Below are 26,248 nucleotides of genomic sequence, written 5' to 3' on the forward strand. Positions count from 1 at the left end.
GCCTGTCCGGCGATTGAGGACGAGCGCCGTTCAGGCGCGAACGGGGGTGCAGGGGGCGGAGCCCCCGCGTGGGGTCTGGGGCGGAGCCCCAGGGGGCTGCACCTTCAAGTAGCCGCACGGGTGGGTGGGTGGGCGAACCCCCGGGGTCTGGGGCGGAGCCCCAGGGGCCCGCACTCTCCGGCATCCGTCACGGGCGGGCGGGTGGGCAACTCCCCCCCCCCCGTGAGGAACGCCCGCATGGTGAGACACCCCGGTCCGCAAACCACCCACCGCACCCCGAACACGTACCCCCGCCGCCGCGAGAACCCCCCGCAGCCTCCCCCACGTATCAGCATGCGGATGATCGAGTCTCAGCATGTGACACGCCGGTGACACGCCCGGCACGCGTCCCTACGATCGGACGCATGAAGCGACAGGCGGACCTCACGAAGCGGCGGGCAGTAGACCTGTGCCGCGTCGCCGCCATGCTCTGTCGCCCCTTCTGAGCGGGACGCTCAACTCCCGCATTCCCCGGGCCACTTGGCCGCACTCAGGCCAGTCAGGCCCACCCCCCGTGCCGCGTACGCGCGCCGCAGACGCCTACCCGCACACCTGCTCGCCGCATCGCCGCAGCACCGCACCGCCGCCCCCGCAGACTGCCCCGGAGGAGATCAACATGAGCCGCAGCGACGTCCTGGTAGACGCCGACTGGGTCGAGGCCCACATCGACGACCCGAAGGTTGCCATCGTCGAGGTCGACGAGGACACCTCGGCCTACGAGAAGAACCACATCAAGAACGCGATCCGGATCGACTGGACGAAGGACCTCCAGGACCCGGTCCGCCGCGACTTCGTCGACCAGGAGGGCTTCGAGAAGCTCCTCTCCGCCAAGGGCATCGGCAACGACACCACCGTCGTCCTGTACGGCGGCAACAACAACTGGTTCGCCTCGTACGCCTTCTGGTACTTCAAGCTCTACGGCCACCAGGACGTCAAGCTCCTCGACGGCGGCCGCAAGAAGTGGGAGCTCGACTCCCGCGACCTCGTGGACGGCGACCAGATCCCGAACCGCCCGGCCACCCAGTACAAGGCCAAGCCGCAGGACGCCTCGATCCGCGCCTTCCGCGACGACGTCGTGAACGCGATCGGCAACCAGAACCTCGTCGACGTGCGCTCGCCCGACGAGTTCTCCGGCAAGCTGCTCGCCCCGGCCCACCTCCCGCAGGAGCAGTCGCAGCGCCCGGGCCACGTCCCGTCCGCCCGCAACATCCCGTGGTCGAAGAACGCCAACGACGACGGCACCTTCAAGTCGGACGACGAGCTCAAGGCCCTCTACGAGGACGAGCAGGTCGACCTCGCGAAGGACACCATCGCGTACTGCCGCATCGGTGAGCGCTCGGCCCTGACCTGGTTCGTGCTGCACGAGCTCCTGGGCCAGGAGAACGTCAAGAACTACGACGGCTCGTGGACCGAGTACGGCTCCCTCGTCGGCGTGCCGATCGAGCTCGGCGCCAACAAGTAGTCCCGCGCAGCCCGCACAGCCCCAGCCGTACCCGACCGTAGACCGTAAGGAAGAACCCATGTGTGGAGCGAAGGCCGGCGGCCCCGACGCCTCGACGATCAAGCCCGGTGAGACCACGATCCAGGGCCAGGTGACCCGCGACGGCGAGCCCGTCACCGGTTACGTGCGCCTGCTCGACTCGACCGGCGAGTTCACCGCCGAGGTCCCGACCTCGGCCACCGGACAGTTCCGCTTCTACGCGGCCGAGGGCACGTGGACCGTGCGCGCCCTGGTGCCGGGCGGCAGCGCGGACCGTACGGTCGTCGCCCAGACCGGTGGCCTCGCCGAGGTCGCCATCGCCGTCTGACCGACGGCAGCACCGCAGTACCGGCCGAAGGGCCGCACCCCGGGGGTTGGACGCCTTGGAATGGGGTGCGGCCCTTCGCGCCGTGCGGGGCCGGGCGCGCCTGTACGGGGCCGGTACGGAACGGGCCCGCTCCGGCGTATCGGGCCGGCCCCCTCGGTCGTACGCTGGATTCATGTTGGCCCGGCGTCGGCGCGGCTATTTCTGGATGATGGGCGGCTGCATTCTGCTCTTCGTGTCCGCCTGGGGTTTCGTGCGCCTGTGGTCCGTCCCCGCGGCCGTGGCGATGTGCGTGGTCGCCATGGTCATCCCGCCGGTCGCCGCGATGATCGCCAACCGGCGCGGCCCCGACGACCGCTGGTGGGACGACCCGTCGGGCGATCCGAAGTCGGACGAGTGGTGGGACGAGCTGGACGGCAAGAAGCGCCGCCCGTAGCCGTACGCGAGCCGTAGGCGACCCGTACGCGGCGGAACGGCGCTCAGTACGCTCAGTACACCAGCGCCTGCACGCCATCCGCCATGATCTCCTGCACGAACACCTGCGCCCCCGCGATGCGTACGCCCTCCAGGACGTCCTGCTCCGTGATCTCGCGGCGAGTCGCGCACTGCGTGCACAGGGTGATCCGGCCGCCCGCCTGGACCGACTCGATCAGGTCGGGCAGCGGCGCGGCATGAGGGAGCTCGAATTCGGCGGCCCGGCCCGGCAGGGCGAACCAGGACGCCTCACCGGTCAGCCACAGCGACACCTCCACCCCGCTGGCGACGGCCACCGCCGCGACGGTGAAGGCCTGCGAACACCGCTCAGGCGCGTCGGCACCGGCGGTCACCTTGATGACGAGTTTCTGGTTCGGCATGCGTCGAACTGTATGCCGAGCCACAACAGCCGCGCGCTCAGTGGCACGGCTGTGTGCCCCGGTGCGGAGTCACGTCCGAAGGGCGAACCCGAGGAACGACTCCCAGGCGGCGGCAGACACCGCGAGGGTGGGGGCGGTGGCGGGGGGCTGCTTGGAGTCGCGGACGTGGATGGTGGTGGGGCAGGCGGCGACCTCCACGCATTCGCCGCCGTCGCCGGCGCTGTAGCTGGACTTGCGCCAGGCGAGGGCGATCTCGATGCACTCGCCTCCCTGGCCGGTGCTGTAGCTGCTCTTGAACCACGTCAGCTCGGTCGACTCTTCGACGTTCATGTCTCTCCCAGCAGCTGCTCTACGAGGGCCAGTGATTCGCGCGGTGTGAGGGCCTGGGCGCGCAAGAGGCCGTACTGGTCTTCCAGTTCCCTGACCGCCTCACGGTCGGTGTGGAGACGGCTGAACTTGTACGTTTCCACGTAGGCGATCCTGCGCCCTTCCTTCGTTTCGATCAAGGTGAACGGACCTTCGAGTCCAGCGTGCTCCTCGCGAGCCGTCGGCATCACCTGGATTTCGACATTACGGCGCTGTCCGTGGAGCAGGATCTGCTCCAACTGCCCACGCATCACCGCCTTTCCGCCAAGCGGTCGACGCAGCAGGTGCTCCTCGATCACGAAGCTGATGGTCGGGAATGCGGACTGAGCAAAGATGTCCTGCCGGGCCAGACGGGCAGTGACCCGCTTTTGCACAGTCTCCTCGTCCAGGAGTGGACGCCACATCCTGAACACCGCAAGTGCGTAGCCCTCTGTCTGGAGAAGACCCGGGATGGCCTTCGTAGCGAAGACATGCAGCGCAATCGCCTTCTTCTCCAACGCAGCCGCATCCTGGAAGAAGGCCGGAAACTGCGCCTTCTCCATCTCCTCGATCAGCTCGGTCAGCACCCCATTCGCGCCGAGCACCTGGTCGACCAGCGTGATGAACTGCCCCGACGGGATACGTCTGCCCTGTTCGTACGAGGCGATGGTCGACGCCGAGTACCCGGTGCGGGCGCCGAGTTGGGCGCGGTCCAGGCCCGCCCGCACCCGGAACCGCTTCAGCTGGCGCCCGAAGATGTGCGGTACGCCCGAACCCGGCTCGGCCCCCTCCTCCGGCTCCGTCCCCGTCTCCGGCTCTTCCGTCTCAGCTTCTTCGCTCATGCCCACCCCATTGCGCTCGCGCCACCAACGGTCACGGCTCGCGCGCGTACAGCCCGCACCCGTACGCGTACAGCGGGTCACGGTCACGGCGTCGTGGATGGTCAACGCTACGCGGGGCACGGGAGCGTGAGGGCATGAAGTCAGTAACTTCCCTGGGCAGCGAACTGCCCCAACTGGCCGCGCCTGCGCATGAGTTCGCCATGCGGTTCACCTCCACTCCGCGCGGCGCGCGGCTCGCCCGGCGTCTCGTCTCCCACCGACTGGATGACTGGGGGCATCCGTACGGTGATGACCTCAACGACGTGGTCACGCTCATCGCCGCCGAACTCGTGGCGAACGCCGTGCGGCACGGGCACGTACGCGGGCGGGACTTCCACCTGAGGCTGACCGAGGCGGCATCGGCGTCCGGGGCGCCGTACACCCTCCGCCTGGAGGTCACCGACGCCCGGGGCGAACGGCTGCCTCGACCGGCGGATCCCGAAGACTGGGAATCGGGGCGCGGCCTGCTGCTGGTCGCGTCCCTGTCCTCCCGCTGGGGCGTCGTCCCGCGCACCCCCGGCAAGTGCGTCTGGGCCGATGTGCGGATCCGCCCGGTACCTACGGGCCCGCCGCACGCGGGCCATGCCACCGGCGGCGTACCTCACCGAGAGGGCCGGCCTCCCACCCATTAGGCTGGGGGCCGGCCCTGACCGCCCTACACCTGCTGCTGCGAGGAGCCCCCCGTGCTTGAGGCTGTTTTCTCCACCCTCCTTGTCCTGGTCTGCGTCGGCGTCCTCGCCTTCGCCGGTCTGACCGTGAAGAAGCTGTACCAGGGCCAGCGCTAGGGGGTGTCTGGTGGATCAGGGTCGGTCAGGGTGCGGCGTCTGGTGCGGTGCATCGCAAGGCGCCGGAACGGCTTGATAGCGGAGCTATCGGGGCGTTTCGGCAACGCCGCGAGGTGCCGTGCCAGGCGCCGCGCCCCCGGCCATGATCCACCAGACACCCCCTAGGGCCTGTCGGCCTCCGCGCTCAATCCTCCGCAACGAAGAGATCGCAGCCTCATGATCGAGATCCCGTCCGACCTCCACCCCGACCTCGTCCCCCTGGTCTTCCTCCTCGGTACGTGGGAGGGCGCCGGTGTCACCGACTTCCCCGGTGCCGAGAAGGCGAACTTCGGGCAGTCCGTGACCTTCTCCCACGACGGCCGTGACTTCCTTGAGTACGTCTCGCACTCCTGGATCCTGGACGCCGAGGGCAACAAGGTGAAGCCCCTGGAGTCCGAGTCCGGCTACTGGCGCATCGACAAGGACCGCAAGGTCGAGGTCGTCATGGTCCGTGACCAGGGCATCGTGGAGATCTGGTACGGCGAGCTCGCCCACCAGAAGCCGCAGATCGACCTCGTGACGGACGCCGTGGCGCGCACCGCGGCCTCCGGGCCCTACACCGGTGGCAAGCGCCTCTACGGGTACGTCAAGAGCGACCTGATGTGGGTCGGCGAGAAGGCGACGCCCGAGGTCGAGCTCCGTCCGTACATGTCGGCGCACCTGAAAAAGGTCGTCACGCCGGAAGAGGTCGCGGACATGGCGCGCGGACTCGGCGATCTTCCCGACGACGGGATCGCCTTCTTCAAGTAGGTCTTACGCTGGGAGCGTGGTGACCACCGACTGGCAGAGCGACCTCCGCAGGCGCGGCTACCGCCTGACGCCCCAGCGACAGCTCGTCCTGGAGGCCGTGGACGTACTGGAACACGCGACGCCCGACGACATCCTCACCCAGGTGCGGAAGACGGCGGGCGGCGTGAACATCTCCACCGTGTACCGGACGCTTGAGCTCCTTGAGGAGCTGGGTCTCGTCTCGCACGCCCATCTGGGCCACGGCGCCCCGACGTACCACCTGGCCGACCGCCACCACCACATCCATCTGGTGTGCCGCGACTGCACTGCGGTGATCGAGGCCGATGTCGAGGTGGCCGCGGACTTCACCGCGAAGCTGAGGCACGACTTCGGCTTCGAGACGGACATGAAGCACTTCGCGATCTTCGGCCGCTGCGCCGACTGCGCCAGGAAGGCCCCGGGCGCCGAGTCGTAGGCTTGCGTCCATGAAGAGCCCTCTGCTGTCCCAGGCCGGCGCCGTCCCCGCCGAAGGGCGCGACGAAGGAGTCGCGGCGCACTACGGCGATCTGTTCCGCGAGCAGCGCGCGCTCGCCGGTGGCACCGGACTCGTCGACCTCTCGCACCGCGGGGTCCTCACCGTCACCGGTGACGACCGGCTGAGCTGGCTGCACCTGCTGCTCACCCAGCACGTGAGCGACCTGCCCGCGGGGCAGGCCACCGAGGCGCTGATCCTGTCCGCGAACGGGCATGTCGAACACGCCCTGTATCTCGTGGACGACGGCACGACGGTGTGGATCCACGTCGAGCCCGACACCCAGGGCGAGTTGATCGCCTACCTGGAGTCGATGAAGTTCTTCTACCGGGTGGACGTGGCCGACCGCACCGAGGAGTTCGCGGTGGTGCACCTGCCGGCCGGCTCCATCGCCGAGGTGCCCGACGGGGTGGTGGTGCGCGAGACGGCGTACGGCCGTGATCTGTTCCTGCCGCGCGCCGACCTGGAGACGTACGCGGACGCGGCGGGCCCGCTCGTCGGGATCCTGGCGTACGAGGCGCTGCGGGTCGAGGCGCACCGGCCCCGGCTCGGCTTCGAGACCGACCACCGCACGATCCCGCACGAGGTGGGCTGGATCGGCCCGGCCGTCCACCTCCAGAAGGGCTGCTACCGGGGCCAGGAGACGGTCGCCCGCGTCCACAACCTGGGGAAGCCGCCGCGCCGCCTGGTCTTTCTGCACCTGGACGGCAGCGAGGTGCTGCTTCCCGGTTCCGGTACGCCGGTGCGGCTCGCGGCCGATGGGGCGGAGGGGCGTCAGCTCGGCTTCATCACGACCTCGGCCCGTCACCACGAGCTCGGCCCGATCGCGCTCGCCCTGGTCAAGCGGAACGTGCCGGTGGACGCGGAACTGCTGGCGGGGAACACGGCGGCGGCCCAGGAGGTCGTGGTCGAGCCGTAGGGCGCCGAGCCGGGGAGGCCGAGCCTCCTTTTGGGCCCAGCCGGGGAGGCCGAGCCTCCTTCTGGGCCCAGCCGTAGAGGCCGATCCTCCTTCTGGGCCGAGCCGCAGGCCGCGAGCCGTGGGGCCCGCGCGGCCCCGGTCTCAGACGTCGACGACGATCGTGAACGGGCCGTGGTTGGTGAGGGACACCCGCATGTCCGCGCCGAAGCGGCCCGTCTCCACCCGGGCACCGAGCGCACGCAGCTGAGCCACCACCTCGTCGACCAGGGGCTCCGCCACATCGCCCGGGGCGGCCGCGTTCCAGGTGGGGCGGCGGCCCTTGCGGGCGTCCCCGTAGAGAGTGAACTGCGAAATCACCAGCAAGGGTGCATTCACGTCCGAGCAGGACTTCTCGCCCTCAAGGATGCGAACCGACCACACCTTGCGGGCGAGCTGCGCCGCCTTGTCCGGATTGTCCTCATGGGTGACTCCGACCAGGACACACAGACCCTCGCCCGTGATCTCGCCGACCGTCTCGCCCGCCACGACGACCTTCGCGCCGTCGACTCTCTGCACCACCGCTCGCATGCGGCCCAACCTATGCCACCGGAGCGGCCGAATTCCGAGCGGCTGAACGGGTGCAGTGCACCTGCACGTGCGTACCCGGAGTGGCACGATGCGTACAGGCGGTGCTTCCCCGTGGTCCTTCGGGCCCAGGGAGACCCCATGCACCGGTCGAGGGGACGGAAAGACGCATGAGTACACCAGGCGCCGGGCAGTCGTCCGGCCCCGTATCGCTGACCCGGACCAGTCCGCGTACCGCCGTGCGATCCGCCGTGCGGTGGGCCGGCGGCGCGCTGCCGCCCCAGCGCGACCACGACCTGGCCGCACTCCGGCTCGCCGAGCTGCGCACGCTGCGCCGTCAGTCGCAGCGCGACGAGGCCGACCTCAGCTATGTGCGGCGGCTGCTGCACGGCCGGATCGACATCCTGCGGGCCGAACTGGCCCGGCGCACCGGGCCGCAGGCGCCGGTGGTGGAGCGGCTTGCCGAGATCCTGACCGACGCGCCGTCCTCGCACCGGGCCTCCGCCCGGCACGTCACGCTGTCCGCGCCGCGCAGCGAGGAGTACCGGATGCTCGCCGCCGAGATGGACGCCGAGGTCGAGCTCTCCGACCTGGCCGCCCGTACGGACGACGAGCTGCACACCGCGACCGGACGCCTGATCCGCTACGAGCAGCAGGTTTCGCGGCGCCGCCAGCGGCTCCAGCGCACCGCCGACGATTGCAGTGCCGAGATCGCCCGCAGGTACCGTGATGGGGAAGCACAAGTAGACGATTTGCTCATCTGACCCGCCCGTCCGGAAGAGATCCCTCCGGGGCAGGTCACCCGTCCGGAAGGCCGCACCCCATGACCGCCGTGTCCTCGACGTCCCCGATACCCCCGGTCCTCGCCGAAGTCGTACGTTCCGGATTCGTCGAGGGCCACCATCGGGGCTCGCTCGTGGTGCTGGCGGCCGACGGCAGCGTCGAGTTCGCGCTCGGCGACCCGGCCGCGCCCGTCTTCCCCCGCTCGTCCAACAAGCCGATGCAGGCCGCCGCCGTGCTGCGGGCCGGGCTCGAACTGTCCGGGGAGCGCCTGGCCATCGCCGCCGCAAGCCACTCGGGCGAGGGCTTCCACCTCGATCTCGTACGCAAGATGCTGGCCGAGCACGGGCTGAGCCCGGACGATCTCCAGACGCCGCCCGACCTGCCGCTGGACGCCGCCGAAGCCGAGACGTACCTCGCCGCGGGCCACGTCCGCGAACGGCTCACCATGAACTGCTCGGGCAAGCACGCGGCGATGCTCGCGGTCTGCAAGCAGAACGGCTGGGACCTGGCCGGCTACCTCGACCCGGCCCACCCGCTCCAGCGCCTGGTCCACGAGTCGGTCGAGGCCGCAGCGGGCGAGCCGGTCGCCTCCGTCGGCACCGACGGCTGCGGGGCGCCGCTGATGGCGATCAGCCTGACCGGTCTCGCCCGCGCCTTCGCCGCCTTCGCGACGGCCGCGGCCGGTACGCCCGAGGGCCGGGTCGCCGAGGCGATGCGCACGCACCCCGAGTACGTGGCCGGCACCCGGCGGCCCGACACCTGGCTGATGCGGGAGGTGCCCGGCACGCTGTCGAAGATGGGCGCGGAGGCCGTGCAGGCCGTCGCCCTCGCCGACGGCCGCGCGCTCGCCTTCAAGGTCGACGACGGCGCGATCCGCGCGCTCGGCCCGATCCTGGCCCGCGCGCTCCGCCTCCTGGGCGTGGACGCCCCGGTGGTCGGCCGGATCGGCCGGGCGCCGCTGTTCGGCGGGGCCGTCGAGGTCGGTGAAATTCGCGCGACATTCTGAGCGGAGCCCGCCTAGCGTGGGCCCCATGAGCATCCCGGCCGTGCCCGCCATCGAGGTCCGTACCGTCGCAGAGACCGAGTTCACCGACTGGGTCAAGGCGGTCGGTGTGGGGTTCCTGCGCCCGCCGGTGGTGAGCGAGCGGTTCGCGCGGACCCTGCTGGACAACACCGACCTGAGCCGGGTCCAGGGCGCCTTCGACGCCGGCCGGTGCGTGGCGACGTTCCGTTCCTTCGCGCAGGAGCTGACCGTGCCGGGTGGTGCCGCGCTGCCCGTGAGCGCGGTCAGCAACGTCACCGTCTCACCCACGCACCGCAGGCGCGGCCTGCTGACCCGGATGATGGCGGCCGAGCTCGCGGCGGTCCGCGAGCGCGGCGAGGCCGCGTCCACGCTGATCGCCGACGAGTACCCGATCTACGGCCGGTACGGGTACGGGCCCGCCACCTCGCTCACCGAGTGGGAGATCGACGTGGCCCGCACCGGGCTCGACCCGCACTGGTCGCGCCCGGCCGACGGCGGCCGCGTGGATCTGGTCGACCCCGCCGAGGCGGCCAAGGCCGGCGCCGAGGTGTTCGAACGTTTCCGGCCGTCCCAGCCCGGCGCGATCAGCCGCGACCGGCGCTGGTGGGACCTGACCACCGGCGCGGTCCGCCGTGACGAGCCGTGGACGGAGCCGTTCTTCGCGGTGTACCGCACGGCGGCCGGCGACCCGGCCGGGCTTGCCGTGTACACGGCCGACGAGCGGTGGAGCGACGCCAAGCTGCCGGAGAACACGGCGACGGTGAAGGGCCTGATGGGCCTCACCCCCGAGGCCGACCGTGCCCTGTGGCACTACCTCTGCTCCATCGACTGGATCCGCACGGTGCGCACCGGCTACCGCGCCCCCGACGACCTGCTGCCGCTGTACTTCCCGAACCCGCGCGCGGCGAAGACCGTGACCCACGCCGACTTCCTGTGGCTGCGGCTGCTCGACGTCGCCGCGGCCCTTGAGGCACGCACGTACGCCACCGATGGCGCCCTCGTCCTTGAGGTGCTGGACGCCACGGGTCCGGCGGCGGGCCGCTTCCTCCTGGAGACGAGCGGGACGGGCGCCCGCTGCACGCCGACCACACGTACCGCCGAACTGTCCCTGGACGTACGGGAGTTGGCGTCCCTGTATCTCGGTGACGAGTCGGCGCGGCGACTGTTCGCGCTGGGCCGGGTCACGGAGGAGCGGGCCGGCGCGGTGGCCCGCACGGACGATCTGTTCCGCACGGCGCGCCGGCCCTGGTGCCCCGACGTCTTCTGACCCCCGAAGTGCCCCGCCCCGACATCTCTTTGGGCCGCACGGCCGGCAGGGCATAGATTCCTCCGGTCCCGCCCGGAGCGGGACGTCCGCACAAACCCTGGGGGGGTTTTCGACCGTGCAGCCTCAGCCTGCCTCCGTACCACCGCCTGCCTCCGTACCACCGCCCGGCCTCGGCGTCGTGCCGCCGCCTGCCTCCGTGCCGCCGCCCGGCGTCGCGGTCCTGCGTTCCCCGCAGGGGCTCGGCAGCGCCGCGAGTGCGCTGCTCGCGGTGTCCGCCGCCGTCTATGTCTTCGCCGTGTACGCCGGGTCCGTCCAGCACGAAGTGAGCGAGGACCTGTTCTCGCGCAGCGAGTCCGAGCTCCACCACGCCGATGTCCTCTACTCGTCCGCCGGCCATGTCCAGGTGCTTGCGCTGCTGGCCACGGCGCCTGTGTTCCTCATGTGGTTCCACCGGGTCCGCGCCAACGCCGAGGTGTTCGCCGGCGAGGTGTGCACGCGTGGCCGGGGCTGGGCCATCGGCGGCTGGTTCATTCCGATCGGCTGCCTGTGGATCCCGTACCAGGTCGCCCGTGAGGTCTGGACGGCCAGCACCCAGGCCGCGCCGGACGGTTCGTGGCGGCCCGTTTCCCGGCGGCCCCTCGCGCTCTGGTGGGGTGTGTGGGTGACAAGCCTGCTGATCGGCCGGATCGGTTCGAGCCTCGCGAAGGATGCCCACACCTCCGAGGCGTTCCAGCGCGGGGTGGACGTCGTCATCCTGTCCGACGCTCTGGGCGTCGCGGCCGCGATCCTGGCGATCGTCTTCGTACGGAAGCTGACCGCGATGCAGCACGTGAAGGCGACCCAGGGGCCGTGTGCGGCGCTCTGACCCGGCGTTGGTTTGACCCCGTGCCGGTCTGACCCCGCCCTCGGTCTGGCCCGGCCCTCGGTCTGGCCCGGCCGTCGGTCTGACCCGGCCCTCGGTCTGGCCCGGCCGTCGGTCTGGCCCGGCCGTCGGTCTGGCCCGGCCGTCGGTCTGGCCCCGCCGTCGGTCTGGCCCGGCCGTCGGTCTGACCCGGCCGTCGGTCTGGCCCGGCCCCGGTCTGACCCCGCGTCGGTCTGACCCCGCGTCGGGCCGTCCGAGGCGTCAGAGGTTCGCGGGCCGCCCGGTCATGGCCTCAACGCGCCGTTGCCGCCGGGGAGTTGGGGGAGCGCGGCTTCGGTTCCCCGGCCGCTCCACCGTCGGGCGTCGGCCGTCCTGCGCCGGTAGTACGCGACCGCCGTGGCCGCAAGGAGCGGCGCCCAGGCCAGCAGCGGGGCGTAGCAGGCCACGAGGAGGGCGTGCTGGGCCGGTGTCCGGGTGACGCGCTCGATGAGGTCGGGCGCCTGGGTGAGGGCGAACCAGCCCGCGAGCGCGCACAGGGTCGCCGCGCCGAGCAGCGCCGGTACCACCGCGGCGAGGGTACGCACGGGGCGGCCGCCGATGAACGGGAGCCAGCGGGGCGCGACTTCACCCCACGGGCGTACCAGGCCGAGCGCGAGCAGGCCGAGCGCTTCGGACACCACGGCCAGTGAGACGGCCAGCACCACCTCACGGCCGTCGCGGCCCGACTGCTCGGCCACCGGGAGCCCAACGACCTGGGCGATCCGCCACAGGCCGGAGGGCAGGGTGACGAGGGGCACGGCGTGCGCGGCGAGAACGGCCCAGCGCGGGACGCCGGGCAGCGCTTCGATCTTCAGCATGCCTTCCATGCTGCTGACGGGGAGCCCGCCGCACATCACCACGCAGGAGGGGACGGCTCCCCCGTACGGGGGAGGAGCCGCCCCCGGCGCCGGGCCGGCCCATCCGGGTGCCGGGCCCGCTGCACCGCCACCGCGACCGTCACACCTCCCACTCGGCGGGCAGGGTGCGGTGGCGGCGCAGCGGGGAGGACAGCAGCAGGACGAGGGGCAGGGCCATGACCAGGGCGCCGGCCCACAGGGCGGTGCCGGTGGACCAGTGGCCGGCGATCAGACCGCCGACGAGCGCCCCGAGCGGGGTGGCTCCCTGGATGGCGACTCTGTAGGCCGCCGTGACCCGCCCCATGTACGCGTCGGGCGTCACCCGGGCGCGCAGCCCCGCCGTGGAGACGGCCCTGCCGACGACGGTGATCCCGATGAGGATTTCCGCCACCGCGATGAGGGGCACCGCGGCCTGACGGAACACTCCGGCCAGCGGCGCAGCGACGACGGCGAACGGGGCCAGCGCGGAGAAGAGGAGCGTCATGCGGATCTCGCCGAAGCGCCTGCGCAGCCGAGGGGCCAGCAGCGAGGCGGCCAAACCGGCTACGGCTCCCAGGCTGGACAGCAGGCCGTACTGCCAGGCGGGGAGCCCGAGTTCGTGCAGCAGGAACACCGGCAGCATGGACAGGAGGATGCCCGCGCCCACGTTGTTGAGGGCGCCCTGGTGAAGCAGGAGCCGCAGCAGCGGCTGCCGGAACAGGACGCGTATCCCGTCCGCGATCTCCCGCCCGAACTTCTGCTCGGCGCCGGGCCCGCCCCGGGCGATGTCGCCCTGGGGGTGGATCCGCCGCAGGAACAGGAGCGAGGTGAGATGGCCCAGTGCGGCGAAGCAGTACAGGACGGGGGCGGCCACGCTCTGCGTCAGCACGCCCGCGACGCTGGGAGAGATGGCCTGGATGGCTGTCTCGGAGGTCTGCAACCGGGCGTTGCCGTCCGCCACGCGCGGCCTGGGGAGAACGTAGGGCAGCACACTGCGGCCGCGTACCGGAACCCGTTGGCCGCCCACAGCCGCCTGAAGTCAGGGACTTTGAGGACTTCGGCGGCGTCGTCGTCGGACGCGACCCCCGGCGGCGATGAGAGCGACACAGGCAGGCCCTTTCGTCAGTGGGCCACCGTACCGCCGGCCCCGGTGCGGGCATCGAGGCCTGCTGCTGTCGCAGCGGTGCCGTCACCGGCCCGCTGCCGTCACCCGGGCCCGGTGCCGTCACCCGGGCCCGGAAAAGCGGCGCCTCTACCCCTGGACTTCCAGCACGTCGGCCACCACACAGCTGACGTTGTCGGGGCCGCCGCGGTCGTTGGCGAGGGCGACGAGTGCGCGGACGGCCTGCTCGGGACCGGCGCTCTCGCGGAGCACCCCGCGTATCTTTTTGGCCGGTACGACGCAGGACAGGCCGTCGGAACAGAGCAGGTAGCGGTCGCCCCGCTCGACGTCGTGGAGACGCATGTCCGGGGTGGCGTCGGCGCCCCGGCCCAGCGCGCGTACCAGCAGCGACCGTTGGGGGTGGGAGACGGCCTCTTCCGGGGTGAGGCGTCCCTCGTCGACCATCGACTGCACCAGGGTGTGGTCGTGCGTGATCTGGAACAGCTCGCCGTCGCGCAGGAGGTGGACACGCGAGTCGCCGATGTGGACCAGGGCCAGGTGCGAGCCGGTCCAGAGCATCGCGGTGAGGGTCGTGCCCGCCTCGTCGGACGACGTGCCGGGTCCTGCGAGACCGTGCACGGCCCGCTCGGCCCGATCGACGGCGTCCGCAAGGAGGTTGAGGAGACCGCCCGCCGGTGCGCCGCCGGTCTCGGTCTCCAGGTGCTTGAGCGCGTCGACCGCGGCGGCGCTCGCGGGCGCTCCCTCGCTGCCGTAGCCGTCGGCGACGGCCAGCAGGCGGGGTCCGGCGTGGACGGTGTCCTGGTTGCGTTCCCGTACGAGACCTGTGTCGGACAGGGCGGCGTACCGGATGGTCAGGGGCGTGGCGTCATCGGACATGGTGGGGTCCTTTCCGGACAGATGGCCGACGAGGAAGGACGCGAGATCGCGCCGGGCCGCGGTGTCCGCCTCGACCTGGGCCCAGTAGGCGCGGACCTCCTGCGCGGCAAGGCCCGCCTCCAGCGCGCAGACGTACTGGATACGTGCCAGGGGCATCCCCAGCCGCCGGAGCCAGGCGACGAGCCGGGCCCTTTCCAGTTGCTCCGGCGCGTAGCTGCGGTAGCCGTTCACCGGGTCGACGCGGGCGGGGGGCAGCAGACCGAGCTCGTCGTAGAGACGCAGTGCCTTCGGCGACAGCCGGGACGCCTTCGCGAACGCCCCGATGGGCAGCAACCCCATGCGCACTCACCCCTCCTCGCGCCGGGCGGCGCGCCCGGCTCCACCGATGCTGTGGGCTGCCCCAAGGGGAAGGTCAACCGCGGGGATCCGCCGCGGCGCGGGCCGGGTCGAGCAGGTTGAGGAGGGGAGCCCAGGCGGCTTTGCCGAGCAGGGTGTCGGCCCTGGTCGTGCCGCCGTGAAGGAAGGCGGTCGAGGGCGGGGCGGGGTCCTCGCCGGGCAGGCGTGGCCGGTGTCCCGCATCGTCGCGGGTCACCAGCTCGACGGGGACACCGGCCGCGCGGCGGCGCGCCGCCAACTGCCGCGCGTACCGCAGGGAGGGCCACATCGCGTCGTCACCGCCGGCGACCAGCAGGATGTCGGCGCGCGCCTTCTCGACCGCGATCGCGGCGACGTCGAGGCGAGAGGCGAAGGTGGCTTCGCTCTGCTCGTACCAGCCCCGGATCGCGGCGGGTCCCCGGTCTTGTTCGGCGGGCCGCCGGGAGTCGTCGAGCGGGAGCGGGCGCCCGTGGCGGGAGGCGGCGGTGGCTTCGCTCTGCTCGTACCGGCCGCGGATCGCGGCGGGTCCCCGGTCTTGTTCGGCGGCCTGCCAGGAGTCGTCGAGCGGGACGAACGGCAGCGGGTGCCCGCGCCAGGTCCACGACGAGCGATACGGGCGCGCCTGCCCGTCGCGGCCCGGCCCGATGTTGCACCAGACCAGCGACGGCGGGGAAAGGGCGACCACCGCGTCCACGCGCGGCTCGTGCACCGCGGTCAGGAGCGCGGCCTCGGCGCCCTTGGAGACGCCGAGGATGCCGACGCGTCCGGCCCCACGTTCGCGTAGCAGCTCCACGGCGGCGACGAAGGTCTCCAGCGGCACCTCGCAGATCCCCTTCGGCTGCCCCGGCCCCCCGAACCAGCGGATGGCGAGCGCGAGCAGCCCCTGCTCGGCGAGGAGACGGGCGCGCCGCCGGTCCACCCGGCCACTGGACCCGGCCAACACGACCACACCCGCGCGGGCACCCGCGGCGGGCTCCAGCAGCACCCCCTCCCAGGGAGCCGTCAGCTCATGCCCCACAACCTTCATCACGCCCCCTTGTGCCGGGCGACACGGCCCCTGCGGGCCCTGGCATCTCTGTTGCCCGAGCGGCCCTGCCGGACCTGTTTGCCCGAGCGGCCCTGAGTCCCACGGTAGAGGGCGCCTCGGAAACGCCCGCGGCGGGCCGGGGCCCGACATCGGCGGCGGGTCGGGGCCGTCAGTGGGCGGGGTCGTGCGCGTGGGCGGGGTCGTGCGCGCGGGCGTCGGGGGAGGGCGGCGTGGCGGTGGCGGCCACCAACAGGGCGGCGAACACGACGGAAGCGGCTGTCTGGTACCCCATCCACACCTCGCCCCCGGCGCCGCTGCCCTGCCGAGCCATCAGAAACCCGGCGACGGCCGACAGCACCCAGCCGCTGTCGTAGGCGACCATGAGCCGCACGCAGGTGCGGACCGGCCGTCTGCGTGCGTACCGGATCTCGACCCCGCCGCAGGCCAGCAGCGCCAGACCGGCGATCACCATCAGCCAAGCGGGCACGCCGAGCAGGTGGCCGAGCGGGACGGCGCCGCCGACGGAGGCCGCAGCGAGCAGGACCTTGAAGACGCCGTCGGCGATGACCCCCGCCCTCAGGCGCGTCATCGGCGGTACCACGACCTGGGCCATGAGTGTCCCTCCCCACAACTCCTGGACTGCTCAACGGACTTGACTAGCCCGCCGACCGGTTCCGTAATGAGATTACGGTAATAATCAAAGTATGAGAATGACGAGAGCGGAGTCCAGGGAACACAATCGCCGCGCCTTGCTGGACGCCGCGTTTCAGGTCGTTTCCCGCGACGGGCACCGGGCGAAGCTCGACGAGATCGCCGAACGGGCCGGCGTGACCACGGGTGCCATCTATTCGCTGTTCGGGAGCAAGAACGGCCTGGTGGTCGCCCTGGTGGCCGACTACCTGCGGCCGTACTACGAAGAGGTCGAGCAGGCGATCCCCGCAGGGCTGGACCTACTTGACGCGGTCGCCGCCTTCGCTCGGTTCTACTGGCGCGAGTGCGCCGACCCCGACGCGCTGCCCCGGCTGTCGCTCCAGATCACCTTGCTGGACATGGCCCTGCACGATGCGGACCTGGGGTCCCGGCTCGCCGCGTCCGTCCGGTCGCAGGAGAGCCACCTGGTGGCCCTGTTCGCGGGACGGCCGTACAGCCAAGGCATCCTGACGACGCGGCAGGCGCAACGTCTGACCACCGGGCTCAGGGCGCTGTTCGTCGGCCTCGGCCAGGGCGTCCCGCTCGGTCTCGCGGTCGGTGTCGACGAGCAGTACTTCGTCGACGCCGCCCGGGCGCTGGCGTCGGGCATGTCCCTCGTCGCGCGCGACCCGGAGGCCTCGTGATGCCGCCGCGCGTCGGCTCCGGGCATGGGGTGCGTCCGCAGGGGCGGTCTCGTCCACTGGTACGCAGCCTCCGGCCACGGCTCCGGTCGCGGGGGCACCGGCCGGCCCGGATGCCATCGGCCCGGATGCCATCGGCCCGGATGCCATGCTTGCGCGTATGCAGTTGGTTGCCGTAACGCTCGATTGCCCCGACCCGCCGGCGCTGGCCGCGTTCTACCAGCAGGCCACCGGCCTTGAACCGCACCCCGAGTCGGACGCCGACTTCGCGGGTCTCAACGGTGAGCACGGGCTCCTCATCGGCTTTCAGCGCGTCGAGGGCCACCGGGCTCCGAGCTGGCCCGGCCAGAGCGTTCCGCAGCAGCTGCACATCTGCTTCAAGGTCGACGAAAGCCTGGACGAGGCTGAGGCCCGGCTCCTGGGGCTCGGCGCGGGCAGGCCGGACCATCAGCCTCACGGGGACAGGGCGCGAGTCCTCACCGACCCGGCGGGGCACCCGTTCTGCATCATTCCGCGCTGACGGAACGTCCGGCCTGCCGCCCGGGTGCACGAAGGCGTCCTCGGCCGCCCGGGTTCGCGAACGCGTCCTGGACCGGCCGGGCGGGGTGACGGCCCAGGGGGCTGACCGGCCGGGGTGACGCACCGCGGGCTCACCGCTCCGGGGACGGCGCGGGTTCCGGCACCTGGAGTTCGGCACGACGCAGCACTGAGACGGAGACACTGAACACCGCGGCGAGCAAGCAGATCCCCCCGCACCCGGTGAAGAACACAGCGGCACCCCATACGGCCACTGTGACGCCGACGAGAGGGAAGAGAACCGGGGCGAGGCCCAGGGCGCACAGCGTCGTGACCGAGGTGACCCGGCCCAGATAGCGGGGGTCGGTCTCCGTCTGGACCAGGGCTCCGGTCACCGTCGCGGTGATCCCGCTGGACAGGCCGATCAACGCGCCGGACGCGACGGCGAACGGCAGGGATCGCGCGTGCCCCAGGGCAGTCGCTCCGACGGCCGTGATGAACAATGCGCCGGACACCGCAAGTCCAGCGCGTGGGATGCGAGTCCGGACCGTGAGCAGCAGGGCGGCGGCCGCGGCTCCGACGCTGAACGCGCTCGCGATCCACCCCATGCCCGCGGCGCCCCATCCGCGTTCGTCTGCCAGGAGCACCAGACCGGCGGCGACCGGGCCGCTGAAACACATCTCGCTCAGACCGATCACCGTGACCAGGGGGCCGAGCATCCGATGGCGGCGGATGTAGCGCAGACCGTCCCTCAACTCGCGGCGGGCGGAGGGGTGTTGGCCCGCCGACGGTAAGGGCGACACTTTTACGTCGAGCAGAAGGGCCAGGGAGAGGGCGAACAGGGCGCCGGCGGCTGCGAACGCGCCCACCGCGCCGCCCACCGCGAGCACCACGCCTGCCAGGAGAGGACCCACGGCATTGCTCAGCCGGATCGCAAGGCCGCGCATCCCCTGGACGCGGGCGAGCTGTTCCGGGCCTGTGATGCGCGGTGGAAGCGCGCCCACTGCCGGCATGAACACCGCGTCGACCACGCCGAACACCAGAGCCACCGGGATGAGAAGCCAGAGATTCGGCGCGCTCAACAGCACGGCCGCCGCGGCGGCGAGGATCACGACGCACCGGGTCGCGTCGCTGGCGACGGCAACCCGGCGTGGCCCGAACCGATCTGCCACCACGCCACCGCCGAGCATGAGCACCGCCCGGGGCAACGCTCCGGCGGCGATCACGAAACCGACCTGCGAGGGCCCCGCGGCACGAGTGGCGGACCAGGAGAGCGCGAGGAAATAGACCACGTCGCCGGTGACGGAGGCGGTGTAAGCGGCAAGCCAGCGCAGGACGTTGACATCCCGGTACGCGGCACGTCCGGGCGTCGCCATGTCGTACGCGGTCATACGTCACCCGTGTCGAGATCCACCGCGCCGGGCACGGGAAACGCCTGCACCTGCAACGACACGGGGGAGGCCCCGCGCGGTGCTTCGGCCTCGCTGTGCCGATAGCGCGAGATCACCTCGAAGATCTCGGCCCGCATCCGCTGCACCTCCTCCGGAGCAAGCCACAGGGCGAAGTCGCCGTACACACTGGCCTCGTACCACTCGGCTGGAAGCAGCGGGATCTCCTGAGCGGCCTTCTGAAGCCGGTCGACGCACGCCAGGACGACGGCATGCGTGTAGGCGCGTCCGGCTTCGCGTTGTTCCCTGGGCTCGGTGGCCGGGTCGTGAATCGACTGGCGGTGTGCGGACTCCCACCATCGTTCGCGTCCCGTGCCGCGGTCCGGCGCCTCCACGATGAGCCCGCCCGCCGCGAGCCGACGCAGGTGGTAGCTGGCCGAACCGGGATTGATACCGAGCTCATGCGCGACCCGAGTCGCCGTAGACGGACCACGCCGACGCAGCAGACCCAGCACGTTCACGCGCAACGGGTGGGCGAGCACGCGCAGTCTGGCCGTGTCGAGGTGGATGTCCGGTTCCATGGCGGGCCCGTCGGCCGACCCGGAGGCGGGGGAGCCGTCGGCCGACCCGGAGGCGGGGGAGCCGTCGGCCGACCCGGAGGAGGGGGAGGAGGAGGTCATGGGTGCAGAGAGTAGACCTACAACAGTTGTTTCAAAAGAGTTGTTGTGAAGCATGCCGGACGGGGGCGGCCGCCCGGGGCGAACCCCGTTCGATGTCGGGCCGGATGCCCCCGTGGCGATCGGATCGCCGTCGTCCATGGTGCTGCGATGTGGAAAGCCCCGAACCCGCCCTCACCGCTTCGGATCTGCACGTGGTGATGTGCTGTGTGCTGTGCACCTTTACCTGTACGCCATGCTGAGCTGCACTGTTGCTGGGGAGTTGAACCCCCGCGTTGCTCTTCACGCGCCAGGAGTGGGCTGGAAAAACCGCCGGCCCTCGGTGTGTGCACGCTTCCGAAGCGGCTACCTGCTCCACATCGTCCCAGCTTGCCGGACTGCTCAGTCCAGCAGATCGGCCTCCCAGTTCGTACGCTGGATCCGCACATCGACCTCGCGGATCTCCCGCGCCAGAACATCTGCCTGACCGCGCAGTTCCGCGACGGGAAGCGCGGAAAGCATCATCAGCTCGGACCGGAGTTGCCGGCCGTATCCCCGCTCGCCGTTACCCGCCGCCGCGTCCGCCGCCGCGGTGACCACGGAGTGACGCAACCGCAGGACGTCGCGGCGTGCGAGGGCATCGGTGAGCGTGCCGTCGGGACCCATCTCCACGGTGGCGTTCGTCCGGTTGATCCGCCGGATCAACGCTTCCAGCGTGCTCAGCACCTCACCGGCCTCCGCCAGCAACTGGGCGGCATCCTCGGCGGGCGCCTCCCCCTCCTGGTACCGCGCACTGCTGACGACGCGCGCTCGCAACTGTTCGACGCGGCGCATCGCTTCCGCACGTTCTGCCAGTGCCTCAGCAAGTTTCACTGTCTCCACCTCCCCCTTCGTGAGCTCGCACGAGTATATGAGTGCGAACCAGCTCATACGCACGCGAATTCGATCCCAAGGAGTCCGCACATCTACCGAGAACGGACAACATCAGTCAACGAGTCATAGGGCGGAGCCCCTGAGACGGAGCGAGCCAGTTGTCGTCAACCCTGCACCCTGACCCAGGAGGTTTCCGGACATGGCTTTGTCCACGAGTTCCGACAGCACACGTTCACGAGTTCCGGCAGCACACGTTCACACGTTTCGACAGCGCCCTGAAGCTGCCGATCCGAACAGCGGCCAGCCCCCTCGACGCCTGGTCCTGGATCTAGGACAGAGTCCGTCCGCAATCCGGCATACGGTCGGTGCCGGGTCGCCGGTCCGGGGCCCCTCACTCGACGATGACAGCAGGTAGCGACACATCAGCCCCGGCTGCCTGTCCCCTGTGCAAGGAGTACGACCGTGAGCATCTCCGAGGCCACCGACCGCGCCGACACCTTCGTCCCCCACAGCTACCGCGAACATCTGGTGGACCTGGGCGAGATCCGCATGAACTACGTCGCCGAGGGCGCCCCGGACGCCCCGGCGCTGCTGCTCGTACCCGCACAGGGCGAGTCCTGGTGGGGCTACGAGGAAGCGATCGGGCTGCTCAGCTCGGAGTTCCGGGTGTACGCGATCGACCTGCGCGGGCAGGGCCGCTCCACCTGGACGCCGGGCCGCTACAACCTGAACACCTGGGGCGCCGACGTCGAGCGGTTCATCGACCTGGTCATCCAGCGCCCCACGATTGTGGCCGGGAACTCCTCCGGCGGCCTCATCACCGCCTACGTGGCCGCCTACGGCAAGCCCGGCCTGGTGCGTGGCGCGATCCTGGAGGACCCGCCGCTGTTCTCCTCCCAGGCCGCCCCGCCCTACGGGCCCGGCATGATGCAGACCCTCGGCCCGATCTTCGCATTGTGGGCCAAGTGGCTCGGCCCACAATGGTCCATCGGCGACTGGACCGGCATGGTCAAGGCCGCCCCCAAGGAGCTGCCCGCCTTCCTCCACCCCGGCATCGGCTTCATGATGGGCGACGGCAACCCCGAAGCCGGCGCCTCCCCCACCCCGGTGCAGCACCTGAAGGAATACGACCCCGAATGGGCCCAGGCGTGGGCCACCGGCACCGCCAACGCCGGCGTCGCCCACGCCCCCATGCTCGCCCAGGTCAAAGCCCCGGTGCTGCTCACCCACCACTTCCACATGACCGACCCCGACACCGGTCAGCTCATGGGCGCCATGACCGATATCCAGGCCGGTCAGGCCCGCCGCCTGCTCGAATCCACCGGGCAGCCGGTGACCTTCACACCGCTCGACGCCCCGCACACCATGCACGAACCGATGGCGCAGCAGTACGCCGACGTCATCACCGAGTGGATCAAGACCCTGCCCTGACCCCGACCCGGCGCCCGCCGTCGCACTCGCCGAATCCATCACGAAACTGGCAAGTCCGGCGCACAACGGCCCAGTCCCTCATTACCTCGCCCATTACTTCGCCCATTACTTCGCCGTCCTGCGAGCCACGGTCGCCACAACCTTCCGGTCCTGACCCGTCGCCCGCGAGTACGCCAGCACACCCTGCCAGGCAGCCGTCTCGACACGGAGTACGCATCCCGAGTCGCGCAAGCCGAGCCGCTGCTCAACCCCCCGGGCAAGAAGAAGACCTCCAACCCCTACACCGTGCCGCCCATGGACGCGCTGGCCACCGGTGCCGTCTTGGACATCGCCTCACAGCCCCTCCAAGCCCCGACCCACGCGAAGCGCGAACGCGCCTGGCCCCACTCGTCCAGCAACTACGCGACGCCGACCGTGCTCTCCGCACCTACCTGCGACGCCCCGCACGGATCTCGTTGCCGTTGAGGGCCGCGGTCAAGGACAACTGGCCCGCCGGAGAGGAACGCGCCGCATAACCACTCGAATCAGAACGTCAGCTCGGCCAGGGCAGCACGGCGGGCAGGCGCCCCTGCCGGGGAGGGGCGCCTGGTTAGGGCTGTGCCGCCCGGAACGTGAGATACCGGTTGAAGGCTTCGTGGCTGTCCGGGCTGTTCATAGGACTCACCGGCATGCACGCCACCACCGGCCGTGACCTCGTATAGCCCGGGGAAGCGCGACAGATGCTCCGACCGCCGGTGGATGAGGATCCGCCCACGCTCATCACGACACACCGTCACGGCGATCCGGTGCAGCCAGTCCGGACACGGATGACGACAGTTGTCGTGCACATACGACACCTGCCGTGCTCAGTCACAGCCCCCGCACCCAGTGGCGCAGCACACTTTTGCAAGCGCCTGCTTGCAATAGTTAGCAAGGGTGGTGCACTCTCGGGGTATGGCATCGCTCAACGTCGGCAATCTCGGCGAGTACCTGCGCGAGCAGCGGCGCACCGCGCAGCTGTCGCTGCGGCAGCTCGCCGATGCCGCCGGGGTGTCCAATCCGTATCTGAGTCAGATCGAGCGCGGGCTGCGCAAGCCGAGCGCGGACATTTTGCAGCAGCTCGCGAAGGCGCTGCGGATCTCCGCCGAGACGCTGTACGTGCAGGCCGGGATCCTCGACGAGCGGTCTCCCGAGGCCGCGGGGACGCGGAGCGTCATTCTCGCCGACCCCTCGCTCAGCGAGCGTCAGAAGCAGGTTCTGCTCCAGATCTACGAGTCCTTCCGCAAGGAGAACGGGCTCGACGCCGGCACGGGCACCGACAGCGTCGCCGACGGCAGTGATGCCGACCACCCTCAAGCGAGCAACTGAGCACTGATCCGGGAGGACAGACATGGCCATCACCGATGACCTGCGCAAGACCCTCACCGACCCCACCCCCCTCTACTTCCTGGCCGGTACGGCGGACCTCGCGGGGCAGCAGGCCAAGAAGGTGCCGGCGCTGATCGAGAAGATCCAGTCCGAGGCGCCGGAGCGGATCGAGGCCGTGCGCCGCACCGACCCCAAGGCCGTGCAGGAGAAGGCCGCCGCCCGGGTCAAGGAGGTCCAGGCCGCCGTCACCACCCGCGCCAACGACCTCTTCGGCGCCCTCGACGGCGACTTCAAGAAGCTGGGCGAAAACGCCCAGGACCTGGCGCTGCGGGGCGTCGGCGTCCTCGCCGAGTACGCCGTCAAGGCGCGCGAGGGCTACGACTCGGTCGCCGAGCACGGCCAGGAGGTCGTCAAGCAGTGGCGCGGCGAGGCCGCCGACGAGATCGTCGAGATCGCCGGCGCCGTCGAGCCCAAGGACCAGGCCGCGCCCAAGGACCAGGCCGCGTCCAAGGAGCACGCCGCGGCCGAGGGCGAGACCGCGGTCAAGGCCGAGCCTTCGGTCGCCGACCTGATCGCGGCGCGGAGCGAGACCGGCACGACCAACTTCGACGCCGCGCCCGGTGCGACGGACAAGCCCGCCGCCAAGAAGGCCACCCCGCGCAAGGCCCCGGCCAAGAAGAGCGCGCCCAAGTCCGCGGAATAACCGTTTTCACGGCGGATCCCGGGGCGGGCACCTTCACGGTGTCCGCCTCGTTGGCCTAGTACCTTGGCCGCGAGGCGCGCTCCATTCCCATCAGGACTCACTAGGCGGTGCACGGCATGTTGCTCACGGGATTCAGCCTTCTCACATCGCTGCTCTATCTCGCGATGCTCGTCATCGCCGTGGTGGCGCTGGTCTTCGCCGTCCTCGCCCGTGAGGACGCCTACCGCGCGGCGGGCAAGCAGACCAAGCCGCTCTGGCTGATCATCCTCGGCATCACGGTCGTGGTGAACCTGTTCGTGCCGGTGCTGTTCCTACAGCTCGCCGGGCTCGTCGCGTCGATCGTCTTCATGGTCGACGTGCGTCCCGCGCTGCGTCAGGTCTCCGGCGGCGGCCGTGGCGGGCGCCGTGGCGGTGGCTCCAGCAGCGACGGGCCGTACGGGCCCTACAACGGCGGCCGCTAAACCCCCGACGCCCCCCGCCCCCCCGGAAGCTCCCCGACGCCGCCCCCCGGATGCCGTCCGTCGGCGCCGGTGGCGCGCGCCGCGCCCGGACTCATCGCCGGTGGCACCCCGCGGGCGCTGCGTCGGCACGGGCCGTCAAACAGCCCGGTCCTCCGGGCGCTTGCGCTCCAGGAGCACCACCGCCACGTCGTCGGTCAGCTCGCCGCCGTTGAGCTCGCGGGCCCGGGTCACCGCCGCTTCGAGCAGTGCGTCGCCGCGCAGCCCCGACGCCAGCTGACCATTGATCATCTCCAGCATGCCGTCCTGCCCCAGCCGCTGGCTCCCCTCGCCGGTACGGCCCTCGATCAGGCCGTCGGTGTACATCAACAGGCCCCATTCCCGGCCGAGTTGAACCTGGCGGCGCGGCCAGCGGGCGCGCGGCAGCAGGCCGAGGGCCGGGCCGCTGTTCTCGTACGGGAGCAGCTGCGCCCGGCCGTCCAGGGCGATCAGCGGCGAGGGGTGGCCGGCCAGACACAGCCCGGCGCTGCGGCCGTCGGGCGCGATGTCGACCGTGCACAGGGTCGCGAAGATCTCCTCGCTGTCCCGTTCGTGTTCAAGGACCTCCTGAAGCGTGGACAGCAGCTCGTCGCCGCACAGGCCCGCCAGCGTCAACGCACGCCAGGCGATGCGCAGTTCGACCCCGAGGGCCGCCTCGTCCGGGCCGTGGCCACAGACATCGCCGATCATCGCGTGGACGGTTCCGTCGGGCGTGCGCACCGTGTCGTAGAAGTCGCCGCCGAGCAGCGCCCGTGAGCGGCCCGGTCGGTAACGGGCCGCGAAGCGCAGGTCCGAGCCGTCGAGCAGCGGGGTGGGCAGCAGCCCGCGCTCCAGGCGGGCGTTCTCCTGGGCGCGCAGCCGGGACTCGGCGAGCTTGTACTGCGCCGTGTCCGCCCGCTTGCGCTCCACCGCGTACCGGATGGCGCGGCTGAGCAGCCTGCCGTCCAGCTCGTCGCGGAAGAGGTAGTCCTGCGCGCCGACCCGGACCGCCTCGGCTGCGCGTTCCGCGTGCGTGGACGGGGTGAGGGCCAGCACGGCGTGGCGTGGCGCGAGGTCCAGCAGGTGGCGCAGGGCCGCCAGCTCGTCGTCGGGGTCGCGGCCGGGCAGCGCCAGGTCAAGGAGGATGCAGTGGATGTCGTCCGTGAGCAGCCGCTCGGCCTCGGTGAGGTTGCGCGCGGTGCGGATGCGGACCCGGGTGCCGGCCTCGTCGAGCAGTTCGTGCACGGTGAAGGTACCCGCCGGGTCGTCCTCGATGACCAGCAGGTTGAGCGCGGCGTCGGCACTGCCCGTGTGGACCTCCGGGGCGGCTCGCTGATGCGGTACGGGTACGTGCTGGGATGCGGGCATCGTCGGTTCCGGATTCCTTCCCTCCCCCCGAGGGCGCGGAGGAGCGCCGGTCGGCGCCCCACCAGCCGGGACCCTAGCGTCATCCACCGGTGCGGCGGAATGGCGATGGGTCGTTCATCACTGGTACTCGGTTGGCATATGCCGCATGCCCGATTTGTCGGGGCCCCAGGAAGTTGCGCGCTGCCCGTACCGCCAGTACGGACCTGCCCGGCCGGACCCGCCCCGGGTGCCCGGCCGGACCCTTCCCTGGTGCCGGACTCCTCTGGAGGGGGGCGGGCCGGCCCCTTTCCGGATGCCGACGCTCTTCCCGGGGGCCAGCCCTCTTCCCGAATGTCGGCCCCCGGATTCCGAGCCCCCGGTGTCGGCCCCTGCCGGATGCCCCGCCAGATTCCAAGCCCCCGGGCGCGGAGCACCCCGGGTGCCGAGCACCCCGGGTGCCGAGCCCCGGGCGCCGG

Annotated in this window: 30 protein-coding genes and 1 pseudogene; 17 read left to right on the forward strand and 14 right to left on the reverse strand. The window is 71.3% G+C overall.

Annotated elements, in window-relative coordinates; all coding sequences use genetic code 11:
- Positions 1–655 precede the first annotated feature (655 nt).
- The 3 genes from ACGFW5_RS23810 to ACGFW5_RS23820 all read left to right on the forward strand — a co-directional run bounded on the left by ACGFW5_RS23810 (position 656) and on the right by ACGFW5_RS23820 (position 2,280).
- Positions 656–1,501: a sulfurtransferase gene (locus ACGFW5_RS23810; protein WP_393836317.1), complete on the forward strand. Its 846-nt coding sequence runs from the start codon at positions 656–658 to the stop codon at positions 1,499–1,501.
- Between the two features lie 58 nt (positions 1,502–1,559).
- Positions 1,560–1,847, forward strand: a complete 288-nt coding sequence (locus ACGFW5_RS23815) for a DUF1416 domain-containing protein (protein WP_030362227.1) — start codon at positions 1,560–1,562, stop codon at positions 1,845–1,847.
- Positions 1,848–2,019: 172 nt separating this feature from the next.
- Complete coding sequence (locus ACGFW5_RS23820) at positions 2,020–2,280, forward strand: DUF3099 domain-containing protein (RefSeq protein WP_393836318.1); 261 nt, start codon at positions 2,020–2,022, stop codon at positions 2,278–2,280.
- A gap of 52 nt (positions 2,281–2,332) precedes the next feature.
- Here ACGFW5_RS23820 and ACGFW5_RS23825 read toward each other — a convergent pair whose 3' ends face one another.
- The 3 genes from ACGFW5_RS23825 to ACGFW5_RS23835 form a co-directional block, all read right to left on the reverse strand.
- A complete protein-coding gene (locus ACGFW5_RS23825; RefSeq protein WP_393836319.1) occupies positions 2,333–2,698 on the reverse strand; it encodes a DsrE family protein in 366 nt (121 codons plus the stop codon).
- A 69-nt stretch (positions 2,699–2,767) separates the two neighbouring features.
- Positions 2,768–3,028 carry a DUF397 domain-containing protein gene (locus tag ACGFW5_RS23830; RefSeq protein WP_393836320.1) on the reverse strand — a complete coding sequence of 87 codons (261 nt, stop codon included), beginning with the start codon at positions 3,026–3,028 and terminating at the stop codon, positions 2,768–2,770.
- Positions 3,025–3,885 (reverse strand): helix-turn-helix domain-containing protein, encoded by an 861-nt coding sequence (locus tag ACGFW5_RS23835; RefSeq protein ID WP_393836321.1) that lies wholly within the window; start codon positions 3,883–3,885, stop codon positions 3,025–3,027. Before ACGFW5_RS23835 ends, ACGFW5_RS23830 begins: the two co-directional genes overlap by 4 nt.
- 134 nt (positions 3,886–4,019) lie before the next feature.
- On the opposite strand from ACGFW5_RS23835, the gene ACGFW5_RS23840 reads away from it, so the two are divergent.
- From ACGFW5_RS23840 to ACGFW5_RS23855, 4 genes are all read left to right on the forward strand, one after another.
- Positions 4,020–4,556: an ATP-binding protein gene (locus ACGFW5_RS23840; protein ID WP_393836322.1), complete on the forward strand. Its 537-nt coding sequence runs from the start codon at positions 4,020–4,022 to the stop codon at positions 4,554–4,556.
- 369 nt (positions 4,557–4,925) lie between these two features.
- Positions 4,926–5,498 (forward strand): FABP family protein, encoded by a 573-nt coding sequence (locus ACGFW5_RS23845; RefSeq protein ID WP_100577809.1) that lies wholly within the window; start codon positions 4,926–4,928, stop codon positions 5,496–5,498.
- Positions 5,499–5,514: 16 nt separating this feature from the next.
- Positions 5,515–5,952 (forward strand): Fur family transcriptional regulator, encoded by a 438-nt coding sequence (locus ACGFW5_RS23850; protein WP_393836323.1) that lies wholly within the window; start codon positions 5,515–5,517, stop codon positions 5,950–5,952.
- Positions 5,953–5,962: 10 nt separating this feature from the next.
- Positions 5,963–6,928 carry a YgfZ/GcvT domain-containing protein gene (locus ACGFW5_RS23855; protein WP_393836324.1) on the forward strand — a complete coding sequence of 322 codons (966 nt, stop codon included), beginning with the start codon at positions 5,963–5,965 and terminating at the stop codon, positions 6,926–6,928.
- Positions 6,929–7,069: 141 nt separating this feature from the next.
- On the opposite strand, the gene dtd is transcribed toward ACGFW5_RS23855, so the two are convergent.
- Positions 7,070–7,495, reverse strand: coding sequence for a D-aminoacyl-tRNA deacylase (dtd, locus tag ACGFW5_RS23860; RefSeq protein WP_393836325.1), 426 nt, complete (start codon positions 7,493–7,495; stop codon positions 7,070–7,072).
- 167 nt (positions 7,496–7,662) lie between these two features.
- Here dtd and ACGFW5_RS23865 point away from each other — a divergent pair, with 167 nt between their 5' ends.
- The 4 genes from ACGFW5_RS23865 (at position 7,663) to ACGFW5_RS23880 (ending at position 11,431) form a co-directional block, all read left to right on the forward strand.
- Positions 7,663–8,256, forward strand: coding sequence for an ABC transporter substrate-binding protein (locus ACGFW5_RS23865; RefSeq protein ID WP_393836326.1), 594 nt, complete (start codon positions 7,663–7,665; stop codon positions 8,254–8,256).
- A gap of 59 nt (positions 8,257–8,315) precedes the next feature.
- The gene (locus ACGFW5_RS23870; RefSeq protein WP_393836327.1) at positions 8,316–9,281 is read left to right on the forward strand and encodes an asparaginase; all 966 of its coding nucleotides are present in this window, start codon (positions 8,316–8,318) and stop codon (positions 9,279–9,281) included.
- Positions 9,282–9,306: 25 nt separating this feature from the next.
- On the forward strand, positions 9,307–10,566 hold the full coding sequence (locus ACGFW5_RS23875; RefSeq protein WP_393836328.1) for a GNAT family N-acetyltransferase: 1,260 nt from the start codon (positions 9,307–9,309) through the stop codon (positions 10,564–10,566).
- A 115-nt stretch (positions 10,567–10,681) separates the two neighbouring features.
- Positions 10,682–11,431: a DUF4328 domain-containing protein gene (locus ACGFW5_RS23880; RefSeq protein WP_393836329.1), complete on the forward strand. Its 750-nt coding sequence runs from the start codon at positions 10,682–10,684 to the stop codon at positions 11,429–11,431.
- 281 nt (positions 11,432–11,712) lie between these two features.
- Here the strand turns inward: ACGFW5_RS23880 and ACGFW5_RS23885 are convergent, their stop codons facing one another.
- The 5 genes from ACGFW5_RS23885 to ACGFW5_RS23905 form a co-directional block, all read right to left on the reverse strand.
- Positions 11,713–12,285: a hypothetical protein gene (locus ACGFW5_RS23885; protein ID WP_393836330.1), complete on the reverse strand. Its 573-nt coding sequence runs from the start codon at positions 12,283–12,285 to the stop codon at positions 11,713–11,715.
- 139 nt (positions 12,286–12,424) lie between these two features.
- Entirely contained in the window at positions 12,425–13,294 is an 870-nt protein-coding gene (locus ACGFW5_RS23890; RefSeq protein ID WP_393836331.1) for an MFS transporter, read from the reverse strand.
- Positions 13,295–13,555: 261 nt separating this feature from the next.
- Positions 13,556–14,641, reverse strand: coding sequence for a MerR family transcriptional regulator (locus ACGFW5_RS23895; RefSeq protein WP_393836332.1), 1,086 nt, complete (start codon positions 14,639–14,641; stop codon positions 13,556–13,558).
- 73 nt (positions 14,642–14,714) lie between these two features.
- Positions 14,715–15,704 carry an acyl-CoA thioester hydrolase/BAAT C-terminal domain-containing protein gene (locus ACGFW5_RS23900; protein WP_393836333.1) on the reverse strand — a complete coding sequence of 330 codons (990 nt, stop codon included), beginning with the start codon at positions 15,702–15,704 and terminating at the stop codon, positions 14,715–14,717.
- A gap of 169 nt (positions 15,705–15,873) precedes the next feature.
- Positions 15,874–16,317, reverse strand: a complete 444-nt coding sequence (locus tag ACGFW5_RS23905; RefSeq protein ID WP_393836334.1) for a hypothetical protein — start codon at positions 16,315–16,317, stop codon at positions 15,874–15,876.
- A 97-nt stretch (positions 16,318–16,414) separates the two neighbouring features.
- Here ACGFW5_RS23905 and ACGFW5_RS23910 point away from each other — a divergent pair, with 97 nt between their 5' ends.
- Positions 16,415–17,038 (forward strand): TetR/AcrR family transcriptional regulator, encoded by a 624-nt coding sequence (locus ACGFW5_RS23910; RefSeq protein WP_393836422.1) that lies wholly within the window; start codon positions 16,415–16,417, stop codon positions 17,036–17,038.
- Positions 17,039–17,183: 145 nt separating this feature from the next.
- Entirely contained in the window at positions 17,184–17,555 is a 372-nt protein-coding gene (locus ACGFW5_RS23915; protein ID WP_393836335.1) for a VOC family protein, read from the forward strand.
- A 130-nt stretch (positions 17,556–17,685) separates the two neighbouring features.
- On the opposite strand, the gene ACGFW5_RS23920 is transcribed toward ACGFW5_RS23915, so the two are convergent.
- From ACGFW5_RS23920 to ACGFW5_RS23930, 3 genes are all read right to left on the reverse strand, one after another.
- Positions 17,686–18,942 carry an MFS transporter gene (locus ACGFW5_RS23920; protein WP_393836336.1) on the reverse strand — a complete coding sequence of 419 codons (1,257 nt, stop codon included), beginning with the start codon at positions 18,940–18,942 and terminating at the stop codon, positions 17,686–17,688.
- Positions 18,939–19,520 carry a helix-turn-helix domain-containing protein gene (locus ACGFW5_RS23925; RefSeq protein ID WP_393836423.1) on the reverse strand — a complete coding sequence of 194 codons (582 nt, stop codon included), beginning with the start codon at positions 19,518–19,520 and terminating at the stop codon, positions 18,939–18,941. Before ACGFW5_RS23925 ends, ACGFW5_RS23920 begins: the two co-directional genes overlap by 4 nt.
- Before the next feature lie 477 nt (positions 19,521–19,997).
- On the reverse strand, positions 19,998–20,468 hold the full coding sequence (locus ACGFW5_RS23930) for a DIP1984 family protein (protein ID WP_393836337.1): 471 nt from the start codon (positions 20,466–20,468) through the stop codon (positions 19,998–20,000).
- 462 nt (positions 20,469–20,930) lie between these two features.
- Between ACGFW5_RS23930 and ACGFW5_RS23935 the strand changes: the two genes are divergently transcribed.
- The gene (locus tag ACGFW5_RS23935; protein WP_393836338.1) at positions 20,931–21,899 is read left to right on the forward strand and encodes an alpha/beta fold hydrolase; all 969 of its coding nucleotides are present in this window, start codon (positions 20,931–20,933) and stop codon (positions 21,897–21,899) included.
- 647 nt (positions 21,900–22,546) lie between these two features.
- Here the strand turns inward: ACGFW5_RS23935 and ACGFW5_RS23940 are convergent.
- A pseudogene (locus tag ACGFW5_RS23940) lies at positions 22,547–22,693 on the reverse strand (NUDIX domain-containing protein); the annotation flags it as partial.
- A 139-nt stretch (positions 22,694–22,832) separates the two neighbouring features.
- On the opposite strand from ACGFW5_RS23940, the gene ACGFW5_RS23945 reads away from it, so the two are divergent.
- From ACGFW5_RS23945 to ACGFW5_RS23955, 3 genes are all read left to right on the forward strand, one after another.
- Positions 22,833–23,246 carry a helix-turn-helix domain-containing protein gene (locus ACGFW5_RS23945; RefSeq protein WP_393836339.1) on the forward strand — a complete coding sequence of 138 codons (414 nt, stop codon included), beginning with the start codon at positions 22,833–22,835 and terminating at the stop codon, positions 23,244–23,246.
- Between the two features lie 22 nt (positions 23,247–23,268).
- On the forward strand, positions 23,269–23,949 hold the full coding sequence (locus ACGFW5_RS23950) for a hypothetical protein (RefSeq protein WP_393836340.1): 681 nt from the start codon (positions 23,269–23,271) through the stop codon (positions 23,947–23,949).
- 116 nt (positions 23,950–24,065) lie between these two features.
- Positions 24,066–24,410 (forward strand): DUF2516 family protein, encoded by a 345-nt coding sequence (locus ACGFW5_RS23955; RefSeq protein WP_393836341.1) that lies wholly within the window; start codon positions 24,066–24,068, stop codon positions 24,408–24,410.
- 135 nt (positions 24,411–24,545) lie between these two features.
- Here the strand turns inward: ACGFW5_RS23955 and ACGFW5_RS23960 are convergent, their stop codons facing one another.
- On the reverse strand, positions 24,546–25,793 hold the full coding sequence (locus ACGFW5_RS23960) for a PP2C family protein-serine/threonine phosphatase (protein ID WP_393836342.1): 1,248 nt from the start codon (positions 25,791–25,793) through the stop codon (positions 24,546–24,548).
- Between the last annotated feature and the right edge of the window lie 455 nt (positions 25,794–26,248).

The sequence above is a fragment of the Streptomyces sp. NPDC048416 genome, from assembly GCF_043200435.1.
Classification (GTDB): Bacteria; Actinomycetota; Actinomycetes; order Streptomycetales; family Streptomycetaceae; genus Streptomyces.

What these genes read in the sequence shown, in the direction of transcription:
- ACGFW5_RS23810 (WP_393836317.1), top strand. Translation starts at nt 656, where the DNA reads ATGAGCCGCAGCGACGTCCTGGTAGACGCCGACTGGGTCGAGGCCCAC.
- ACGFW5_RS23895 (WP_393836332.1), bottom strand. Translation starts at nt 14,641, where the DNA reads ATGGGGTTGCTGCCCATCGGGGCGTTCGCGAAGGCGTCCCGGCTGTCG.
- ACGFW5_RS23960 (WP_393836342.1), bottom strand. Translation starts at nt 25,793, where the DNA reads ATGCCCGCATCCCAGCACGTACCCGTACCGCATCAGCGAGCCGCCCCG.
- ACGFW5_RS23825 (WP_393836319.1), bottom strand. Translation starts at nt 2,698, where the DNA reads ATGCCGAACCAGAAACTCGTCATCAAGGTGACCGCCGGTGCCGACGCG.
- ACGFW5_RS23865 (WP_393836326.1), top strand. Translation starts at nt 7,663, where the DNA reads ATGAGTACACCAGGCGCCGGGCAGTCGTCCGGCCCCGTATCGCTGACC.
- dtd (WP_393836325.1), bottom strand. Translation starts at nt 7,495, where the DNA reads ATGCGAGCGGTGGTGCAGAGAGTCGACGGCGCGAAGGTCGTCGTGGCG.
- ACGFW5_RS23945 (WP_393836339.1), top strand. Translation starts at nt 22,833, where the DNA reads ATGGCATCGCTCAACGTCGGCAATCTCGGCGAGTACCTGCGCGAGCAG.
- ACGFW5_RS23840 (WP_393836322.1), top strand. Translation starts at nt 4,020, where the DNA reads ATGAAGTCAGTAACTTCCCTGGGCAGCGAACTGCCCCAACTGGCCGCG.
- ACGFW5_RS23925 (WP_393836423.1), bottom strand. Translation starts at nt 19,520, where the DNA reads ATGGAACCGGACATCCACCTCGACACGGCCAGACTGCGCGTGCTCGCC.
- ACGFW5_RS23875 (WP_393836328.1), top strand. Translation starts at nt 9,307, where the DNA reads ATGAGCATCCCGGCCGTGCCCGCCATCGAGGTCCGTACCGTCGCAGAG.
- ACGFW5_RS23920 (WP_393836336.1), bottom strand. Translation starts at nt 18,942, where the DNA reads ATGACCGCGTACGACATGGCGACGCCCGGACGTGCCGCGTACCGGGAT.
- ACGFW5_RS23830 (WP_393836320.1), bottom strand. Translation starts at nt 3,028, where the DNA reads ATGAACGTCGAAGAGTCGACCGAGCTGACGTGGTTCAAGAGCAGCTAC.
- ACGFW5_RS23905 (WP_393836334.1), bottom strand. Translation starts at nt 16,317, where the DNA reads ATGGCCCAGGTCGTGGTACCGCCGATGACGCGCCTGAGGGCGGGGGTC.
- ACGFW5_RS23815 (WP_030362227.1), top strand. Translation starts at nt 1,560, where the DNA reads ATGTGTGGAGCGAAGGCCGGCGGCCCCGACGCCTCGACGATCAAGCCC.
- ACGFW5_RS23820 (WP_393836318.1), top strand. Translation starts at nt 2,020, where the DNA reads ATGTTGGCCCGGCGTCGGCGCGGCTATTTCTGGATGATGGGCGGCTGC.
- ACGFW5_RS23845 (WP_100577809.1), top strand. Translation starts at nt 4,926, where the DNA reads ATGATCGAGATCCCGTCCGACCTCCACCCCGACCTCGTCCCCCTGGTC.
- ACGFW5_RS23870 (WP_393836327.1), top strand. Translation starts at nt 8,316, where the DNA reads ATGACCGCCGTGTCCTCGACGTCCCCGATACCCCCGGTCCTCGCCGAA.
- ACGFW5_RS23885 (WP_393836330.1), bottom strand. Translation starts at nt 12,285, where the DNA reads ATGCTGAAGATCGAAGCGCTGCCCGGCGTCCCGCGCTGGGCCGTTCTC.
- ACGFW5_RS23910 (WP_393836422.1), top strand. Translation starts at nt 16,415, where the DNA reads ATGACGAGAGCGGAGTCCAGGGAACACAATCGCCGCGCCTTGCTGGAC.
- ACGFW5_RS23950 (WP_393836340.1), top strand. Translation starts at nt 23,269, where the DNA reads ATGGCCATCACCGATGACCTGCGCAAGACCCTCACCGACCCCACCCCC.
- ACGFW5_RS23835 (WP_393836321.1), bottom strand. Translation starts at nt 3,885, where the DNA reads ATGAGCGAAGAAGCTGAGACGGAAGAGCCGGAGACGGGGACGGAGCCG.
- ACGFW5_RS23855 (WP_393836324.1), top strand. Translation starts at nt 5,963, where the DNA reads ATGAAGAGCCCTCTGCTGTCCCAGGCCGGCGCCGTCCCCGCCGAAGGG.
- ACGFW5_RS23915 (WP_393836335.1), top strand. Translation starts at nt 17,184, where the DNA reads ATGCTTGCGCGTATGCAGTTGGTTGCCGTAACGCTCGATTGCCCCGAC.
- ACGFW5_RS23900 (WP_393836333.1), bottom strand. Translation starts at nt 15,704, where the DNA reads ATGAAGGTTGTGGGGCATGAGCTGACGGCTCCCTGGGAGGGGGTGCTG.
- ACGFW5_RS23955 (WP_393836341.1), top strand. Translation starts at nt 24,066, where the DNA reads ATGTTGCTCACGGGATTCAGCCTTCTCACATCGCTGCTCTATCTCGCG.